Here is a 15,897-nt window from a genome sequence, read left to right as displayed (position 1 = left end):
TTCTCCCCTGCTCAGCGGTTGCGCCGATCGATAAAACTCAAGGCCTGGTAGAGCGCCTGCATTCGCGGCAACTCACAACCGGCCGCCTTGGCGGCAGCCAGTGGCCGGGCATAGATCGCCGCCAGTTCCAGCGGGCGCTTGTGCACATGATCGTGGTACATGCTGGGCAAATAGTCGTCCATGGTTTCGGTCATGGCGAACATCTGCTCGGCATAGCTGGCGGCAATCTCATGGCCGCAGGCATGGGCGCCCTGCACCACTTCCGCCATCAGCGCGCGGATCAACTCGCGGCTGGATTCATCCGCCATCATGGCCGTGGTGCCCGTGCCCAACAGCACCGAGAGGCCGTTGAACGGCACGTTCCACACCAGTTTATGCCAGCGGGCCTGATGCACATTGGCCATGGCCTGGGACTCGATGCCCGCCTTATGAAACAACGCGGCGCCGGCTTCGACAATGGCTTTCTGGCGTGCCTCATCATTGGCGGCGGTACCGCTGTGATAACCCAGGTTGACCCGGCCCAGGGCCTGGTGCTCGACAACCCCGGGCCCGGAGCGGTGCACGCCGATATAACACAAGCCGCCGAGCAGGTGCAGCGACGCCGGCAGGTGCTCGCGCAGACTGTCTTCGACGTCCAGGCCGTTTTGCAGCAGCACCACCTTGGCATCCGGCGCCGCGACCTGGGCAATAGTCGGCGCCAGGTCAACGTTGCCGGTGGATTTGGTGCCCACCAGCAGCCAATCGCAGGGCGGCATGTCGGCGGCATTGGCATAGGCCTGGACCGGGTGCAGGTGCAATGCACCATGCACTGTGCTGTTCAGACGCAGGCCATGCTGGCTGACGGCAGCGTATTCGCTGCGCAACAGAAAGTGCACATCGAAGCCGGCACGCGCCAGCATCACGCCGTAGAAGCCACCGATGGCGCCGGTGCCGATGATGCCAATGCGTGGGGATTGTACGGTCATGGCAAATCCTCTGGAGTGCGGGTAAGTGCGTGGTCAATGGCGCTGGCAAGGTCAGACGGTGTCAGGCGCGTCTGTAGTTGCCCAAGGAATTGACCCTCGCACACCAGGAACAACGCGGGCAAATGAAAGATCTGGTAGCGTTCGACCGCACCACCGTTGTGTCCGGCATCGACCCAGCACACCCGGTCCACCGGCAATCGCCAGCCCGGCAACTGCAGGCGCGCCCAGCGGCAACTGGAACAACCGGCACTGGTGAATATGACGAGCGAAAGGCCTGGCAATCCCAGCAATTGCTGGTCAATATCCAGGTCGGTCAATTCCAGTTCCTTCACTATACTGCTGCCACCGCCGTCAACTGGACGGTGTTCGGAGTCCGTGTACATGGGTCGTTTTTTACCTCACCCTGATGATGTCGCCGTCGAGTTAATCCAACGCCCCTCTCCCGCCATCCCTCGTCAACGCCTGCTTACTCACGGCCTGGGTGGCATAGCCTGCCATTGGCCGCGTGCCTGGCGCCAAGGTACGGCGGTTGACCTGCATATCCCATCCCTGGGGCCCAGCGCCCGTTATCCAGGCTATGTGGCATGGTGCCGCAAGGTGGAAGACGGTTACCGCATCGGCATCACGTTTACCGACGAACATGCACTGTTCGGTGCACGAATGGGTGAACAAGCATGCCGGATAGAGCGCTACTGCCGCCAGCACGAAGATGCCGAACCAACACCCCAGCAATTCGAGGCGCTGGCCCGCGAGTGGGTGTCGCGTCATGCCGTCGAGTTCTCCCACGAGGCCTTTGTGGCGCCAGCACTGGATTAAAGCGGGCTTTGCCCATTGTCGCGGGCCCGTGTTACGCGCTAAGGTTCCTCCCCCCTGCATTCAAATCATGCTGTGCTCCGCCGCACGGGGATGGCTGGCGGCCGGCACCCGTGACCCTGACGAGTAACACGATGGCTGATTTACCGATCAATGACCTAAACGTTGAATCCAACGAGACCCTGATCACGCCCGATCAGCTCAAGCGCGAAATTCCCCTGAGCGACGCTGCCTTGCAGACCGTCACCAAGGGCCGCGAAGTCATCCGTGACATTCTCGACGGCACCGACCACCGCCTCTTCGTCGTCATCGGGCCTTGCTCGATCCACGACCTCAAGGCTGCCCACGAGTACGCCGAACGCCTCAAGGTGCTGGCGGCGGAAGTGTCCGACACCCTGTATCTGGTGATGCGCGTCTATTTCGAGAAACCGCGTACCACCGTTGGCTGGAAAGGCTTGATCAACGACCCGTATCTGGACGACTCGTTCAAGATCCAGGACGGCTTGCACATCGGTCGCCAGTTGCTGCTCGACCTGGCTGAAATGGGCCTGCCCACCGCCACCGAAGCACTGGACCCGATCTCCCCCCAGTACCTGCAGGACTTGATCAGTTGGTCGGCCATCGGCGCACGTACCACCGAATCCCAGACCCACCGCGAAATGGCGTCCGGCCTGTCGTCGGCCGTGGGCTTCAAGAACGGCACCGACGGCGGCCTGACCGTGGCGATCAACGCGCTGCAATCGGTTTCCAGCCCGCATCGTTTCCTGGGGATCAACCAGGAAGGTGGCGTGTCCATCGTCACCACCAAGGGCAACGCCTATGGTCACGTGGTGCTGCGCGGCGGCAACGGCAAGCCCAACTATGATTCGGTCAGCGTTGCGCTGTGCGAGCAGGCACTGAACAAGGCCAAGATCAAACCGAACATCATGGTCGACTGCAGCCACGCCAACTCCAACAAGGACCCGGCCCTGCAGCCGCTGGTGATGGAAAACGTCGCCAACCAGATCCTCGAAGGCAACCAGTCGATCATCGGCCTGATGGTCGAGAGCCACCTGAACTGGGGTTGCCAGGCGATTCCAAAAGACCTCGCCGACTTGCAGTACGGTGTGTCGATCACCGATGCCTGCATTGACTGGGCGGCTACTGAAAACACCCTGCGCAGCATGCATGCCAAGCTCAAGGACGTCTTGCCGACCCGCAAACGCAACTGAACCTGGATTGCGCACACAAAAACGCCGGGCTAAGCCCGGCGTTTTTCATGCTGGTGTTTTATGCCTTACAGCTTCGCGGCATGGCGCTGATGGCGCTCCATGTAGCGTTCGACATAGGAGCAGGACGGTATCACTGTATAGCCGGACTCTTCGGCAAACTTCAGGGCTTCCTCGGTCAGCGCCGCGGCAATCCCACGACCGCGCAGTGCGTTGGGCACGAAGGTCCGATAAATGTCCAGGGTCTGCTTACCGAGGTCCATGTAGGTCAGGTAGGCACGATGACCGTCCACATTGGTCTCGAACTGATGACCTGCCTGGTCATGGTGGATGGACAACGCCTCGCTCATCACTACTCCTCGCGGGTCTTGGATTCTGACCCCTACCTTACCGATGTTTTTCCGGCGAAGGAACATCTACGCCACCCCGTGCCGGTTTCGACAACGAGAAACCTCTGGCGCTCACAACCAGCACGCAGTGAGATAGTAGGCACCAATCCTGTCATTGCTCAAGGCGCTCTCGTCATCCCCAACGGCTGGCGGTTATAGAAAGGGCATCGATCAACCGGTGATCGAACGCCTGAACATTGCCGGCAGTTGAAGCTTGAGACGAACAGGCGCTCTTAAAGTCACCTCTACATGCGCAAAAGATGCCAGGCCGGGTTACGGCCAGCTGAACAAAAGAATCAACATCGATATATAAGTCTATACCGGCTTAGCCGAACCAACGCATGCGGGCCGGACCTCTCAGCCGGGCTCACATGGTCATTGGATTGAAAAAAATTGAACAGTTTTTATACAAACCTTCCAAAAGACTAGCCAAAATAGATTCGGCGCGAGAATTTTTTTTGCTTCTTGCGCTACGTCAGTTTACTTACTACAAGTAATGGGTAGTATGTACGCCGGCTATTAGCTCACTCGGAGAAAGTAGCCATTTAATAGAAAGTCCTTGAAGGGGAACACGATGAACAACGTTCTGAAATTCTCTGCTCTGGCTCTGGCCGCAGTTCTGGCTACCGGTTGCAGCAGCGTCTCCAAAGAAACCGAAGCTCGTCTGACTGCAACTGAAGACGCAGCAGCTCGCTCCCAGGCTCGTGCAGACGAAGCCTACCGTAAAGCTGATGAAGCTCTGGCTGCTGCTCAAAAAGCACAACAGACTGCTGACGAAGCTAACGAGCGCGCACTGCGCATGCTTGAAAAAGCTAGCCGCAAGTAATAATCCTTCGGGGTTGTTATCAAGCCGATCCATTTATGGGTCGGCTTTTTTATTGCCCGGATTTCAGCCCTGAATCCCAGGCAATAAAAAGCCCGCCGCAGCGCAAGGCCATGGCGGGCTGTGGATCCAGCCAGTTTACTGTTGCAGATCGATCGGTGCGCTTGCAGCGACGGATGCGCCACCGGGCACGCCGATCTCAGTCGGCAAACCATCTTCCGCGGCGACCACATCACGGACCTGATCCCAGTTGACCCGCAGGTTATTGGCCATGTCTTCGCGCTTGAGCAAGGCGTTGATCACCGCCGTGTGCTTGTCGACCACCGACGGCGTACCGTCGTCATTCAGTGGTGTATGCGCCTCAAGATAGACCTTGCCGCCAGCGCTGCCGAACTTGTAGGCGTCGTTGATGATGCGCACCGACGTGCCCACTGGCACCATGCCGGCCATTTCCAGCACGTTGTTATTGAACATGCGGAAACAGCCGTGACTGGTACGCGTACCGATACCAAATTTCATGTTGGAGCCGTGGATCAGGTAACCCGGCGTGCCCAGGGTGAACTTGAAGGGCCCCAGCGGGTTGTTCGGCCCGGCCGGAACCACGTTGGGCAGCGGATCACCATTGGCGGCGTGCTCGGCCTTGATCGACGCGGGTGGTGTCCAGGTCGGGTTCGGCGTCTTGGCAATGATGCTGGTATGGGCAATCGGCGAGCCCCAACCCTCACGGCCAATCCCCAGCGGGAAGGTATAGACGACGTTCTGCCCCTTCGGATAGTAGTAGAGGCGGTACTCGGCCAGGTTGATCACGATGCCTTCCCGTGGCCCCGGCGGCAGGATGAAACGCGTCGGCAGCACGATCTCGGTGCCCGCGCCCGGCAGCCAGGCATCCACGCCCGGGTTGGCCGCGACCATCTCCGAATACCCCAGGTCGTAGGTGGTGCCCAGGTCGGCAAAGGTGTCTTCGTACTTGGCCTTGATCACCTGGACCTGGCCCACGATGTCTTCACCCGGTGGCGGCAACGGCAATTGCAGGGCTAATGCAGGACCGGCCGCGCAAAGGGCAGCAAGAGACAGGCAGCAAGTGACGACGGAAAGGCGCGACAACATCCGGAAAATCCTTCGCAGAACGACGGGTAGGGAAAAAACTGATTGTATACGTGAAGCACGCAGGGAGCATCAATCCGCCCCGCTTCTACTCGAAGCGCAGCTCCGGCCAGATCAGCGGTGTACCGCGCTTCTGGGATTCGAGGATCGCCCGACACAACGGGCACAGCCGTTGGTCCTGGAAAATCGCACGGTCCACCGATGACCAACGGGGCTGAGCCGGCAGCAAGGTGCCGCACAGCGTGCGGTCGATCGTGCCGCCCAGCTCCAATTGCCGTGCCACCAGATGTACCCGGACTTCCTGGCAGGCGAACAGATCCAGCTGCTCGTCAGGCTCGATCAGTTGGTAGTTGAACAGGGACCAGGCAGGGCGTGACATCGGGGGCTCCAGATCGGGGGGGCGCCACCTTAGCCGAAAGCCTGCCGGTAGAAAAGCGTCATAGCAGCGGTTTTAGCGTCGGCCAGACATTTTCCAGCAACTTGGCCTGGGCGCCGACCGCCGGGTGCAGGCCGTCGGCCTGCATCAACTCCGGGTGACCGCCGATGCCTTCAAGGAAAAACGGCACCAGCGGCACGGCTTTTTCCTTGGCGAGGCTGCCGTAGACTTCGGCAAACGCGTTGGTGTAGCGCGGGCCGTAATTGGGCGGCAGTTGCATGCCCAGCAACAGCACCTTGGCGCCAATCGCCTTGGAGTGGTCAATCATCGAAGCAAGATTTTGTTGCAATTGCGCCGGCGGCTGACCGCGCAGGCCGTCATTGCCACCCAACTCGATCACCACCACGTCCGGCTTATGCTCTGCAAGCGCCGCCGGCAGCCGCGCGAGGCCTCCGGCACTGGTGTCGCCGCTGATGGAAGCGTTGACCACTTTATCGTCGAAACCTTCGCTCTTGAGCCGTTGCTCCAGCAAAGCGACCCACCCTTTGCTGGTATCCAGGCCGAAACCGGCACTGATACTATCGCCAACGATCAGGACTGTACCCGCCGCTGCGTTCTGGGCCATGCACATCAAGGCCAGGCCAGCACTCAAAAACCACATTCGCATCGGATTCTCCATGGGCGCAAGCATTCTCACCGCGCAGAACCTCAGCAAAGTGGTTCCCAGCGCGGAAGGTGAACTGACTATCCTGCACGAACTGAGCCTGGAACTGAACAAGGGCGATAGCCTGGCTATCGTCGGCAGCTCCGGTTCCGGCAAATCCACCCTCCTCGGCCTGCTGGCCGGCCTCGACCTGCCCAGCAGCGGCGAAGTCACCCTCGCCGGCCAAGCCTTGAGCACCCTCGATGAAGACCAGCGCGCGCGCATCCGCGCCGAACACGTGGGGTTTGTCTTCCAGTCATTCCAACTGCTCGACAGCCTCAACGCCCTGGAAAACGTGATGCTGCCGCTGGAACTGGACGGCCGCAAAGACGCCCGCGAACGTGCCCGCCACCTGCTCGAACGTGTCGGCCTGGGCCAGCGCCTGACCCACTCGCCACGCCAGCTCTCCGGCGGCGAGCAACAACGCGTGGCGATTGCCCGCGCGTTCGCCGCCGAACCGGACGTACTGTTTGCCGATGAACCCACCGGCAACCTCGACAGCCACACCGGCGAGCGCATCAGCGACCTGCTGTTTGAACTCAATAAAGAGAGCGGCACCACCCTGGTGCTGGTCACCCACGACGAGCGCCTGGCCCACCGCTGCCGGCGCCTGATCCGCCTTGAAGCCGGCCTGATGGTCGCGCCCCTGGAGCCTTGATGGCACGTTTGCCGCTGTTGCGCCTGTTCAGCCTGGCCATGCGCCAATTACTGCGCGATGCCCGCGCCGGCGAATTGCGCGTGTTGTTCTTCGCCCTGGTGGTGGCCGTGGCCGCCAGCACCGCCATCGGTTACTTCGGCGCACGCCTCAACGGCGCCATGCTGTTGCGCGCCACTGAGTTCCTCGGCGCCGACCTGGTGCTCGAAGGCAGCTCACCGGCGCGCCCCGAGCAAATCCGCTCCGGAACCGAACTGGGCCTGGACCATGCACGTATCGTCGAGTTTTCCAGCGTTATCGCGACCGACAACGGCATCCAGCTTTCCAGCATCAAGGCGGTCAACGAGCAGTACCCGCTGCGCGGCGAGCTGAAAAGCGCGGCCGAACCGTTCGCCGCTGCAACCCCCGGTGGCGGTCCGAAACCCGGCGAGGCCTGGGTGGAAGCGCGGCTGCTGACGGCGCTGAACCTCAAGGTCGGCGACAGCATCGATGTTGGCATGAAGACCCTGCGTCTGGCCCGCATCCTGACCTATGAGCCGGACCGTGCTGGCAACTTCTACAGCCTGACGCCGCGGGTGATGATCAACCTGGCTGACCTGGAGGCCACCGGCGTGGTCCAGCCCGGCAGCCGGGTCAGCTACCGCGAGCTGTGGCGAGCACCGCCCGACAGCACCGCCCTGCAAACCTATCGGGACTTGATCAAGCCGGGACTCGCCGCCAACCAGCGCTTGCAGGATTCACGGGACGGCAACCAGCAGATCGGCGGTGCCCTGGGCAAGGCCGAACGCTACTTGAACATGGCCAGCCTGGTGGCAGTATTGCTGGCGGGCGTGGCCGTGGCGCTGTCGGCCAACCGCTTTGCCAGCCGGCGCTTCGACGCCAGCGCGCTGCTGCGCTGTCTTGGTTTGTCGCGGCGTGAAGCGATGCTGCTGTTCAGCCTGCAACTGAGCGTGCTCGGCGTGCTGGCCAGCCTGGCGGGTGCCGTGCTCGGCTGGCTCGCGCAATTTGGCCTGTTCTACTTCCTGCATGACCTGCTGCCGGCGGACGTGCCACCCGGCGGGCTGCTGCCGGCCGTTGCCGGAATCGGCACCGGGCTGGTCGCCCTCGCCGGTTTCGCCTTGCCGCCACTGGCGGCCCTGGGCCGTGTGCCGCCGTTGCGAGTGCTGCGCCGCGACCTGCTGCCGATTCCATCCAGCACCTGGATGGTCTACGGCGCGGCCCTGTTCGCCCTGGGCCTGATCATGTGGCGCCTGAGCCTCGACTTGGTGCTCACCTTCGCCTTGCTTGGTGGCGGTGTGCTTGCCGCGTTGATCCTTGGCAGCTTGCTCCTGCTGTTGTTGCAAAGCCTGCGTAAGCTGCTGGCCCGCGCATCGCTGCCCTGGCGCCTGGGCCTGGGCCAATTGCTGCGTCACCCGCTGGCAGCCGCCGGCCAGTCCCTTGCGTTTGGCTTGATCCTGCTGTCCATGGGGTTGATCGCACTGCTGCGTGGCGAGTTGCTCGACACCTGGCAAAACCAGCTGCCAGAGGACGCGCCCAACTACTTCGCATTGAATATCCTGCCAGCCGACACCGAAGCCTTCAGTGCCCGCCTGCTCGCCCTGCAAGCCCAATCGGCGCCACTGTATCCGGTGGTACCGGGGCGCTTGATCAGCATCAACGGCGAGGCGGTGCAGGCGATTGTCAGCAAGGACTCCAGCGGCGACCGAGCTGTGCAGCGTGACCTGAGCCTGACCTGGGCCGCCGACCTGCCGCCGGGTAACGTCCTGACGGCCGGTGCCTGGTGGTCGCAACAGCCGACCGATGAGATTCCAGGCGTGTCGGTGGAGGCCAAAGTGGCCGAGAGCCTCAAGCTCAAGCTCAATGACCACCTGGTGTTCACCGTCGGCGGCGAAAACCGCGAGGCGCGGGTCACCAGCCTGCGGACCATCAACTGGGACAACTTCCAACCCAACTTCTTCATGATCTTCCAGCCGGGTACCTTGAAGAACCTGCCGGCGACTTACCTGACCAGCTTCTACCTGGCACCTGGGCACGACCAGCAGATTGTCGACCTGTCCCGTGCATTTCCGGCGGTGACGATCCTGCAAGTCGAAGCCCTGCTGGAACAGCTGCGCAGCATCCTCGCCCAAGTGACGCTGGCGGTGGAGTACGTGCTGTTGTTTGTGCTGGCGGCGGGGATGGCGGTGTTGTTCTCCGGTTTGCAGGCCACCCTGGATGAGCGCATTCGCCAGGGCGCGCTGCTGCGCGCACTGGGTGCCGAACGCAAGTTGCTGGTCAAGGCGCGGCGCATCGAGTTCGGGTTGCTGGGCGCGGTCAGCGGGCTGCTGGCAGCGCTGGGCACGGAGCTGGTGACGCTGGTGTTGTACCGCTACGCCTTTGACCTGGCCTGGCACCCTCACCCGTGGCTGTTGCTGCTGCCGGTGATCGGTGCCGTACTGATCGGCGCTGCCGGCGTATTCGGCACGCGTCGCGCGCTGAACGCCAGCCCACTGACCGTGCTGCGCGAGGGCTGAAACGCCAACGGCCCGCACCCTGCCCAGGGTGCGGGCCGTTCTGGCCTACTTCACATACTCGATACCGGTGATCCACCAGCACACTTCACCGCTTGGGGTCTGCACCAAGGCCTCATCGTCGACTTCCTTGCGCAGCAACGCCCTGGCCATGGGTGAGTCGATGGAGATGTAGTCCATGCGATCATAGATCTCGTCATAACCGACGATACGAAAGCGCTTGGTTTCACCCTGCTCGTTTTCGATGTCGACCCAGGCACCGAAAAACACCTTGCCTTCCTGCTCCGGCATGTACTCCACGACGCGCATGTCTTCCAGGCGCTTGCGCAGGTAGCGCACCCGGCGGTCGATCTCACGCAGCAGTTTCTTGTTGTACTGGTAATCGGCGTTTTCGCTGCGATCCCCCAGCGACGCGGCCCAGGTCACTTTGCGCGTGGTGTCCGGACGTTTTTCCCGCCACAGGTAATCCAGCTCTTTTTTCAGCGCCTCATGACCTTCTTTGGTAATCAGCTTGGTACTCAAACGCTTGCATCCCCAGGCAATATCCGTAGGTGCCGATGCGCCAGGGAATCAAGCCCCGGCGTCGACTGGCTGGCGTCGATAATAAATGAACCCTGGAAAGTAGCCAGACCAGACTATCGATCCAGCACCTGGTCCAGCTCGAGCAGCATCCCCCGCAGACTCTGCCGCATGCCCGATGCCTGGGCAATCAACACATTCATCGCTTCAGCCTGCTGGCTGACAGCCACCGACTGCTCGTGCAATTGCGCACTGCGCTGCTCGACCTCCCGGGTCTTTTCCTCCAGTTGATGTTGCTCCTGCTGCAAGCGGCTCTGCCATTGCTCAAGCGCGGCCTCACGCTCGATTACCGCGCGCTTTTGCTGGGTCAACTCCTGCGCGACACGGGCGAGGTTATTCAACGTGCTATCCATCTCGAACAACACATTATTGTCCGCCGCCACCGGCAGTTGGGACGGCACCGGCACCTCAGGCTCACTCGGCGCAACAGGCTCAGTCGACACATTGGCCTGCGATGTTTGCACAGGCATCGGTTGCGGCTCTTCGCTGTGGCATTCAGGTGCGTCCCCCTGGGCCGGCTCGGCTGGACTCACGACCCTGGGGCCAGAACTCATTTTTGATGAGAAACGAATGGAGGGCACGATCAACGTCGCGCTTTCGATCGCCGGTTGCGCGGGACTGGACATTCCAAGGGTGATGACTTTCATCACCAGGGCTTTCTTGATGATCAGGGAGTGATGATCCTCCGGTCTTGCAGGAGGTAACTTGCAGCCTTTCAAATCCACAAAGTGATAAGGAATCTGTGTATCCGTCAAGTCACCGGGATTCGTCCCGGAAGCCGCCCACGTCAATATTTGCTTGAAGACCTGCATTGCCAACTGCAACTCTTCCGGCGCATCAACAGCGCCCAAGTAATACCGCTCAAGTTTCCTACGCAAAACAGCGATATATACCCTGGAACTACCAGGCTCCGCTTCTTCATCCAGGCTATAAACCAGAAAATTACAACCTATCTGGGGTACAGCGAAACTACAAAGCAGTGCACCGTTGACCGGCGCATCCTCACCGGATCGTGCAAGAACAAGAGTACGTAGAAGCATCATGGTCATCGGACCTCATCACGGCGAATAAACATAAATTACACACCAAACAAACAACTGCCATCTGAAACGTCACACACGCAACAATTGTTTCAGCACATCTCAAATACAAACGTAGGATTTTGCTTATAAATTCAAGACCGGATTTCAAAGCCCCCTCATTGAACGTAATATTTTTTAACCCGAGCCTGCACATACGTCAGCCAAAGTGCTTGTTGCTACCCCTCCACCGACAAACCGATCCAGCAGGACAGCCTAATGATTGCGATAAGTAATCTGACAAAGAAACTCGGCCCGAAAAGTGTGATCCAGCCACTCTCATTTTCTGCCCAACGCCAGGAATGTATTGGGCTGTTCGGGCTCGAGGGCGCGGGCAAAACCACACTCCTGAAGCTGGTGGCCGGTTTGGTCAAACCCTGTGCCGGGCAGGTGAACATTCTCGATTTCAATACGCACACCCATCCGCTTCAAATAGGCCAGGCAGTGGGCTACCAACCTCAATCAAATCCCTGCCATCCAACTATGTCTGTCAGCCGTTTCCTGAATCTCCTGGCGACCCTGCGCAAATTGCGCGGGTCCGAAAAACGTTGGCACATCGAGCAGGCTGCGGCCCGCCTGGAGCTGTCGGCGGTACTCGACTACCCGCTCAACACGCTGCCCAACGACCTGCAACGCAAAGTTGCAATGGCCCAGGCCATCCTGCATGACCCCAGCGTGCTGTTGCTGGATGAACCCATCGAGGGCCTCGCCCCCCATCAGCAGGACAAGGTTCGGGCGCTGATCCAATCCTTGGCCGAGGACATGACCGTGATCGTCGCCGCACGCGATGGCGAAGCGCTGTCCAACATCTGCACGCGCGCACTGGTCCTCGGAAAAGGGCGCCTGCTGGCGGACATGCCAATGCCCGAGCTTCAGCGCAGTTCTCGCCACTTCAGGGCCATCACCCTGGCGTCGGACGCACCCCTGGACCTGCTGGCGCTGGCGGTTCTGCCCGGTGTTGCCGGCATCGAGGAACACCGCCATGCCCCTCGCACCGTCACAGTGCTCGCCATGCCCGGCCACTCCATCTACCCCGCCGTCAGCACACTGATCGCCACACGGCAATGGCCCATAACCTCGCTGACGCTGGAGACCGGCCGCCTGAACGATGTGGTCCACCAACTGAGCCAAGAGGCCTCGCTTTGAACCTGCTGCTGCCTGTTTTCAAACTCCAGCTGACCCGCTATCTCCGCGCACCGGCCACCTACCTGAGCATCGCAATGTTCCTGGCACTGTCCACGACACTCGGATTGGATACCCTCGGGCTACTGGAACAAAACAGCAGCGATTTGCAAAACTTCTTTGAGTGGCACCCCTGGTTGTATCTGCTATTCATCCCGGCGCTGTCGATCCAGTTATGGACGGACGAACAACAGACCGGTCTCAGCGAACTACTTAAACTATTGCCTGTCAGCTCGGCAGAGCTGGTTATCGGGAAGTTTCTCGCAGCCTGGACTATCGTCGCCCTGACATTGGCGCTGACGTTTCCCCTCGTTGTGATGGTCAACATGCTGGGCACAGTGGATAACAGCGTAATCGCCGCGCAATATCTGGTCAGCGGTTTATTGGCGGCAAGTTATTTGTCCATCGGCTGCTTCATGTGTGCCCTCAGTCACCAACGACTACTGACATCTGTGCTGACACTGAGCCTGTTATTAACGATCAGCGGACTGTCATCAGTGCTTGATGCGCTGGAACATCAAGCGCCCATTTGGATAGTCGACAGCCTCACCGCCCTGAGTCCACTCATACGGTTTGGGATGATTGATCATGGCGCATTGGCGCTGCACGACATGCTTTATTTCATCAGCCTGACAATTGCCTTACTTGCTGCAACAACCATTGTTCTCAACTACAAAAAAAGCTGAGGGGGGCTATCGATGGGATCTGCACTGCGTGCCAGCATGACACTTATCGTCATAGCCTTACTGTTCCTGGCCTTCAACCTGGTATGGGCAGTCAAGCTGCCTGACCTGCGCTGGGACCCTTCAGCCTTGAAAACCAACACTCTTTCGCCTGCCGTGCTGCATCTGCTGGCCGCCCAGGAAAGCCCGGTGGACCTTTACTACTTCAACGCACGCCATCACCCGAAAAAGAGCGCTGCCAGCAAGCGCTACGCCGTTTATGTTGAAAAGATGCTCAAAGCGTTCGAAACCGCCGCAAACGGCATGATCAACCTGCACATCATCGACCCTGGCGACCTTTCGGACGATGCCTACAGAGCCGGGTTATACGGCCTCGACGATAGCGAAGGATTCTTCGGCCTCATCGGCACTCGCAATGGCCAGGCCGCGCGACGGATCGAATCCTTCAATCCCGACCGGGCGGCGCTGCTGGAATATGAAATCAGTCACTTGATCAGCCAATTGTCGCAACCGCAGCCCGCCACTATCGGCCTGCTGTCAGGACAGCCGATCAAGACCCCGGCCGCGGCGCTGCTGCGCGAACTGCATCGACATATGAACCTCGTCGACCTGCCTGCCGAGCTCGACCGCATCCCCAGCCACTTCAAGACCCTGATGCTCGTACACCCGCGCAGGCTGCCCGAGCAAACCTTGTACGCCATTGACCAATTCGTGCTGGGCGGCGGCAAGTTGATGATGTTCATTGATCCGCTTAGCGCCCTGGATACCGACGCCCCGCCCGCCAGCGCCAAGCTGGACGGGCTGCTGGCGAGCTGGGGCGTGCGCATGCCCGCCGACCTGGTGCTGATCGACAGCCGCTATGCCGCACATGAGCCTCCAGGCAGTGATCCGACCCGGTTGACCCTGCCAAGACAGGCCATGACCAGGAACGACGTCAGCAGTTGGCGCCTGGATTCAGTGACCCTTGCAAGCAGCGGCGCGCTCTTCGCGCTGCACAAAAGCCGAACCCGTTTCACTCCGTTGCTGCAAAGCTCCGAACAGTCGGCACTGCTGGACGCCAACAACCTTGCGGTAAACCGGCGTCCCGGCGAACCGCTGCCGCACCGTGAGCGCCATGTCATCGCAGCGCGCCTCGAAGGGCCTGCGTATTCGTCGTTTCCTGACGGCGTCGGCGAGCAGCCACCCGGGTTGCAGAAGGCCGCGCAGATCCATGTGGTGGTGGTCGCCGACACGGACATGCTCACGCTGAGCCCAACCCGCTCAGCGCAATTGAGCAATCACCTGTTTGTGCTGAACACTTTGGACAATCTTGCTGCGCCTGAGGCGCTCGCCAACATTCGCCCACGCGCCATGGCAAACTACGGCTTGCACGTCGTCGAAAACCTGCAGAACACCGCTGCGCGTGCCTATCAGGACCAGGCCGACGAGTTGGAGCGACGCCTGGCCCAGGCGGAACAGGAATGGCAACGCTTGAACCCGCCCATCACAACCCTCGGCACCGAAGCGGTCGATACCAGCACCCAACTACAAGCGCTCAACAAGGAGCGCCTGCGCTTGGCGATGGAACTGCAAACGTTGAAGGTGGACGCATACAAGCCACTGCAGCGTTGGATACTGGGCGTGAAGCTGCTGGTGATTGTGCCGTTGCCGCTGCTGCTATGCCTGAGCGCCTGGGCGCTGTTTCGCTGGCAGCATCGCAGGCGGCCACTGCCCTTGCAGGTTTAACGACGAGCGATCAGCCCCTGCCGGGCAATGCGCGTGAGCTGGCGGATGACTTCTTGCGCGTCAGCGGCGCTGGGGGCCTGGATGACGGCCAGGTCAAAGCTGTTGTTGGCAAACCGCGCGAGGGAATCGCCGTCTTCGACAAACTGGATCAGGAACGCCGAAGGTCGGCCGGTGCGGCGTGGCCAGCCATCGAGATAACGCAGCAACGTCGGCTGGTGCTTGCCGCCCAGCAGGATTTTCGGGTTGCGCTGGGTCAGGTCCGCAGTGATCGGGGCCAGGCGTATGAGGGGGTGTAGTGCATTCATCGTGTCGTGTCTCTGCCTCAAAAGTCTGCGGGCAGGTGAGAGGCAACACCGAACCAGCGCTTTAGCGGTATTTCGAAGGCTGCTCCTGAGTCGGAAACAGCACTTCTATCGGGACTGTGTACGCTGGACCGAGCATAAACAACCACCCATGGCGCCCCGCAATTAGCTGTTTAAATCGGCGCATGAGCGGGCATCCTAGAGAAGCCGACAGGGCCATGTCAAGAATTGCGCGCAACGAAAAGGCCCGCACGCGGCGGGCCTGTTCAGGGGGTTGCAGGTCTGTCAGTTGGCGATGGCGCGGTCGGCGGACAGCTTGCCGGCACCTTCAAACAGTACGGCCAGGGAGCCACCCAGCAAGGCCAGTGCAAACTCATAACCGTTGTTGGCCATAAACAAACCGTTGTGGATGTGCACCGAGAAGATCGCAACCACCGACAGAATGGTCAGCCCCAGCGCCGCTGGACGCACCAGCAAACCGATGATCAGCGCCAGGCCGGCAAAAAACTCAGTCCCGCCGGACAACATTGCCATCAGGGTACCCGGTGCCAGGCCGATGCTTTCCATCCACTGCGCCGTACCCGCCAAGCCATAGCCGCCGAACCAGCCGAAGAGTTTTTGCGAACCGTGAGCGGCGAAGATAATGCCGACAACGATGCGCAGGATGGTCAGGCCGTAGCCGGCGCGGGTGCTCAGGAGGTTTTTGATCAGTGGGCTCATGGTAAGAATCCTTTTCGAAGTAGGGGTTGGTTGGCCGCTATATTAATCAGTTTATGGAATGATAAAAGCCGAAAAAATGCC

The 15,897-nt window shown here is 60.5% G+C and carries 18 protein-coding genes; 8 read left to right on the top strand and 10 right to left on the bottom strand.

Translation table 11 applies throughout. From position 1 onward, the window contains the following. Window positions 1-11: 11 nt before the first annotated feature. Together AC3ISR_RS08710 and AC3ISR_RS08705 are read right to left on the bottom strand one after the other, a co-directional pair. Complete coding sequence (locus AC3ISR_RS08710; protein ID WP_192298738.1) at window positions 12-965, bottom strand: putative 2-dehydropantoate 2-reductase; 954 nt, start codon at window positions 963-965, stop codon at window positions 12-14. Beyond that, window positions 962-1,348, bottom strand: a complete 387-nt coding sequence (locus tag AC3ISR_RS08705; RefSeq protein WP_192298737.1) for a YbbN family protein — start codon at window positions 1,346-1,348, stop codon at window positions 962-964. Before AC3ISR_RS08705 ends, AC3ISR_RS08710 begins: the two co-directional genes overlap by 4 nt. Here AC3ISR_RS08705 and AC3ISR_RS08700 point away from each other — a divergent pair. Beyond that, window positions 1,347-1,781, top strand: coding sequence for a PilZ domain-containing protein (locus AC3ISR_RS08700; RefSeq protein ID WP_463984358.1), 435 nt, complete (start codon window positions 1,347-1,349; stop codon window positions 1,779-1,781). The genes AC3ISR_RS08705 and AC3ISR_RS08700 overlap by 2 nt on opposite strands. A 131-nt stretch (window positions 1,782-1,912) precedes the next feature. Next, complete coding sequence (locus AC3ISR_RS08695) at window positions 1,913-2,989, top strand: 3-deoxy-7-phosphoheptulonate synthase (RefSeq protein WP_192298735.1); 1,077 nt, start codon at window positions 1,913-1,915, stop codon at window positions 2,987-2,989. Between the two features lie 65 nt (window positions 2,990-3,054). Here the strand turns inward: AC3ISR_RS08695 and AC3ISR_RS08690 are convergent, their stop codons facing one another. Continuing rightward, a complete protein-coding gene (locus AC3ISR_RS08690) occupies window positions 3,055-3,336 on the bottom strand; it encodes a GNAT family N-acetyltransferase (protein WP_003233387.1) in 282 nt (93 codons plus the stop codon). A 613-nt stretch (window positions 3,337-3,949) separates the two neighbouring features. On the opposite strand from AC3ISR_RS08690, the gene oprI reads away from it, so the two are divergent. Beyond that, a complete protein-coding gene (gene oprI / locus AC3ISR_RS08685; protein ID WP_003172710.1) occupies window positions 3,950-4,201 on the top strand; it encodes an outer membrane lipoprotei OprI in 252 nt (83 codons plus the stop codon). 135 nt (window positions 4,202-4,336) lie between these two features. On the opposite strand, the gene AC3ISR_RS08680 is transcribed toward oprI, so the two are convergent. From AC3ISR_RS08680 to AC3ISR_RS08670, 3 genes are all read right to left on the bottom strand, one after another. Next, a complete protein-coding gene (locus AC3ISR_RS08680) occupies window positions 4,337-5,305 on the bottom strand; it encodes a L,D-transpeptidase family protein (protein ID WP_192298734.1) in 969 nt (322 codons plus the stop codon). An 85-nt stretch (window positions 5,306-5,390) separates the two neighbouring features. Further along, window positions 5,391-5,681, bottom strand: a complete 291-nt coding sequence (locus AC3ISR_RS08675) for a hypothetical protein (RefSeq protein WP_192298733.1) — start codon at window positions 5,679-5,681, stop codon at window positions 5,391-5,393. Between the two features lie 58 nt (window positions 5,682-5,739). Beyond that, entirely contained in the window at window positions 5,740-6,345 is a 606-nt protein-coding gene (locus tag AC3ISR_RS08670) for an arylesterase (RefSeq protein WP_192298732.1), read from the bottom strand. 10 nt (window positions 6,346-6,355) lie between these two features. Between AC3ISR_RS08670 and AC3ISR_RS08665 the strand changes: the two genes are divergently transcribed. Both AC3ISR_RS08665 and AC3ISR_RS08660 read left to right on the top strand, forming a co-directional pair. Beyond that, window positions 6,356-7,039, top strand: coding sequence for an ABC transporter ATP-binding protein (locus AC3ISR_RS08665; RefSeq protein ID WP_192298731.1), 684 nt, complete (start codon window positions 6,356-6,358; stop codon window positions 7,037-7,039). Further along, entirely contained in the window at window positions 7,039-9,549 is a 2,511-nt protein-coding gene (locus AC3ISR_RS08660; RefSeq protein WP_463984357.1) for an ABC transporter permease, read from the top strand. Before AC3ISR_RS08665 ends, AC3ISR_RS08660 begins: the two co-directional genes overlap by 1 nt. Before the next feature lie 45 nt (window positions 9,550-9,594). On the opposite strand, the gene greB is transcribed toward AC3ISR_RS08660, so the two are convergent. Further along, complete coding sequence (gene greB / locus AC3ISR_RS08655; RefSeq protein ID WP_192298729.1) at window positions 9,595-10,068, bottom strand: transcription elongation factor GreB; 474 nt, start codon at window positions 10,066-10,068, stop codon at window positions 9,595-9,597. Between the two features lie 113 nt (window positions 10,069-10,181). Then, window positions 10,182-11,168 (bottom strand): KIAA2012 family protein, encoded by a 987-nt coding sequence (locus AC3ISR_RS08650; protein ID WP_463984366.1) that lies wholly within the window; start codon window positions 11,166-11,168, stop codon window positions 10,182-10,184. Between the two features lie 255 nt (window positions 11,169-11,423). Between AC3ISR_RS08650 and AC3ISR_RS08645 the strand changes: the two genes are divergently transcribed. The 3 genes from AC3ISR_RS08645 to AC3ISR_RS08635 are packed head-to-tail and all read left to right on the top strand — an operon-like array spanning window position 11,424 to window position 14,794. Further along, window positions 11,424-12,350 (top strand): ABC transporter ATP-binding protein, encoded by a 927-nt coding sequence (locus tag AC3ISR_RS08645; protein WP_192298728.1) that lies wholly within the window; start codon window positions 11,424-11,426, stop codon window positions 12,348-12,350. After that, window positions 12,347-13,072, top strand: a complete 726-nt coding sequence (locus AC3ISR_RS08640; RefSeq protein ID WP_192298727.1) for an ABC-2 transporter permease — start codon at window positions 12,347-12,349, stop codon at window positions 13,070-13,072. The genes AC3ISR_RS08645 and AC3ISR_RS08640 overlap by 4 nt, the downstream gene beginning before the upstream one ends. Window positions 13,073-13,084: 12 nt before the next feature. Then, window positions 13,085-14,794 carry a Gldg family protein gene (locus AC3ISR_RS08635; RefSeq protein ID WP_463984356.1) on the top strand — a complete coding sequence of 570 codons (1,710 nt, stop codon included), beginning with the start codon at window positions 13,085-13,087 and terminating at the stop codon, window positions 14,792-14,794. Here the strand turns inward: AC3ISR_RS08635 and AC3ISR_RS08630 are convergent. Both AC3ISR_RS08630 and AC3ISR_RS08625 read right to left on the bottom strand, forming a co-directional pair. Beyond that, on the bottom strand, window positions 14,791-15,099 hold the full coding sequence (locus AC3ISR_RS08630) for a class I SAM-dependent methyltransferase (protein ID WP_226455389.1): 309 nt from the start codon (window positions 15,097-15,099) through the stop codon (window positions 14,791-14,793). The genes AC3ISR_RS08635 and AC3ISR_RS08630 overlap by 4 nt on opposite strands. A gap of 282 nt (window positions 15,100-15,381) precedes the next feature. Continuing rightward, complete coding sequence (locus AC3ISR_RS08625) at window positions 15,382-15,816, bottom strand: DoxX family protein (protein ID WP_463984355.1); 435 nt, start codon at window positions 15,814-15,816, stop codon at window positions 15,382-15,384. Window positions 15,817-15,897: the final 81 nt, after the last annotated feature.

The organism is Pseudomonas sp. GL_117, assembly GCF_057835125.1.
The sequence above is the reverse complement of the archived record's forward strand: the minus strand, read 5'-3'. Positions and strand labels throughout refer to the sequence as shown.

Bases quoted from the DNA above. Each gene is read 5' to 3' on its own strand.
- AC3ISR_RS08695 (WP_192298735.1), top strand. From the start codon at position 1,913: ATGGCTGATTTACCGATCAATGACCTAAACGTTGAATCCAACGAGACC.
- AC3ISR_RS08665 (WP_192298731.1), top strand. From the start codon at position 6,356: ATGGGCGCAAGCATTCTCACCGCGCAGAACCTCAGCAAAGTGGTTCCC.
- oprI (WP_003172710.1), top strand. From the start codon at position 3,950: ATGAACAACGTTCTGAAATTCTCTGCTCTGGCTCTGGCCGCAGTTCTG.
- AC3ISR_RS08675 (WP_192298733.1), bottom strand. From the start codon at position 5,681: ATGTCACGCCCTGCCTGGTCCCTGTTCAACTACCAACTGATCGAGCCT.
- AC3ISR_RS08630 (WP_226455389.1), bottom strand. From the start codon at position 15,099: ATGAATGCACTACACCCCCTCATACGCCTGGCCCCGATCACTGCGGAC.
- AC3ISR_RS08710 (WP_192298738.1), bottom strand. From the start codon at position 965: ATGACCGTACAATCCCCACGCATTGGCATCATCGGCACCGGCGCCATC.
- AC3ISR_RS08670 (WP_192298732.1), bottom strand. From the start codon at position 6,345: ATGCGAATGTGGTTTTTGAGTGCTGGCCTGGCCTTGATGTGCATGGCC.
- AC3ISR_RS08690 (WP_003233387.1), bottom strand. From the start codon at position 3,336: ATGAGCGAGGCGTTGTCCATCCACCATGACCAGGCAGGTCATCAGTTC.
- AC3ISR_RS08635 (WP_463984356.1), top strand. From the start codon at position 13,085: ATGGGATCTGCACTGCGTGCCAGCATGACACTTATCGTCATAGCCTTA.
- AC3ISR_RS08660 (WP_463984357.1), top strand. From the start codon at position 7,039: ATGGCACGTTTGCCGCTGTTGCGCCTGTTCAGCCTGGCCATGCGCCAA.
- AC3ISR_RS08625 (WP_463984355.1), bottom strand. From the start codon at position 15,816: ATGAGCCCACTGATCAAAAACCTCCTGAGCACCCGCGCCGGCTACGGC.
- AC3ISR_RS08645 (WP_192298728.1), top strand. From the start codon at position 11,424: ATGATTGCGATAAGTAATCTGACAAAGAAACTCGGCCCGAAAAGTGTG.
- AC3ISR_RS08680 (WP_192298734.1), bottom strand. From the start codon at position 5,305: ATGTTGTCGCGCCTTTCCGTCGTCACTTGCTGCCTGTCTCTTGCTGCC.
- AC3ISR_RS08700 (WP_463984358.1), top strand. From the start codon at position 1,347: ATGGGTCGTTTTTTACCTCACCCTGATGATGTCGCCGTCGAGTTAATC.
- AC3ISR_RS08705 (WP_192298737.1), bottom strand. From the start codon at position 1,348: ATGTACACGGACTCCGAACACCGTCCAGTTGACGGCGGTGGCAGCAGT.
- AC3ISR_RS08650 (WP_463984366.1), bottom strand. From the start codon at position 11,168: ATGATGCTTCTACGTACTCTTGTTCTTGCACGATCCGGTGAGGATGCG.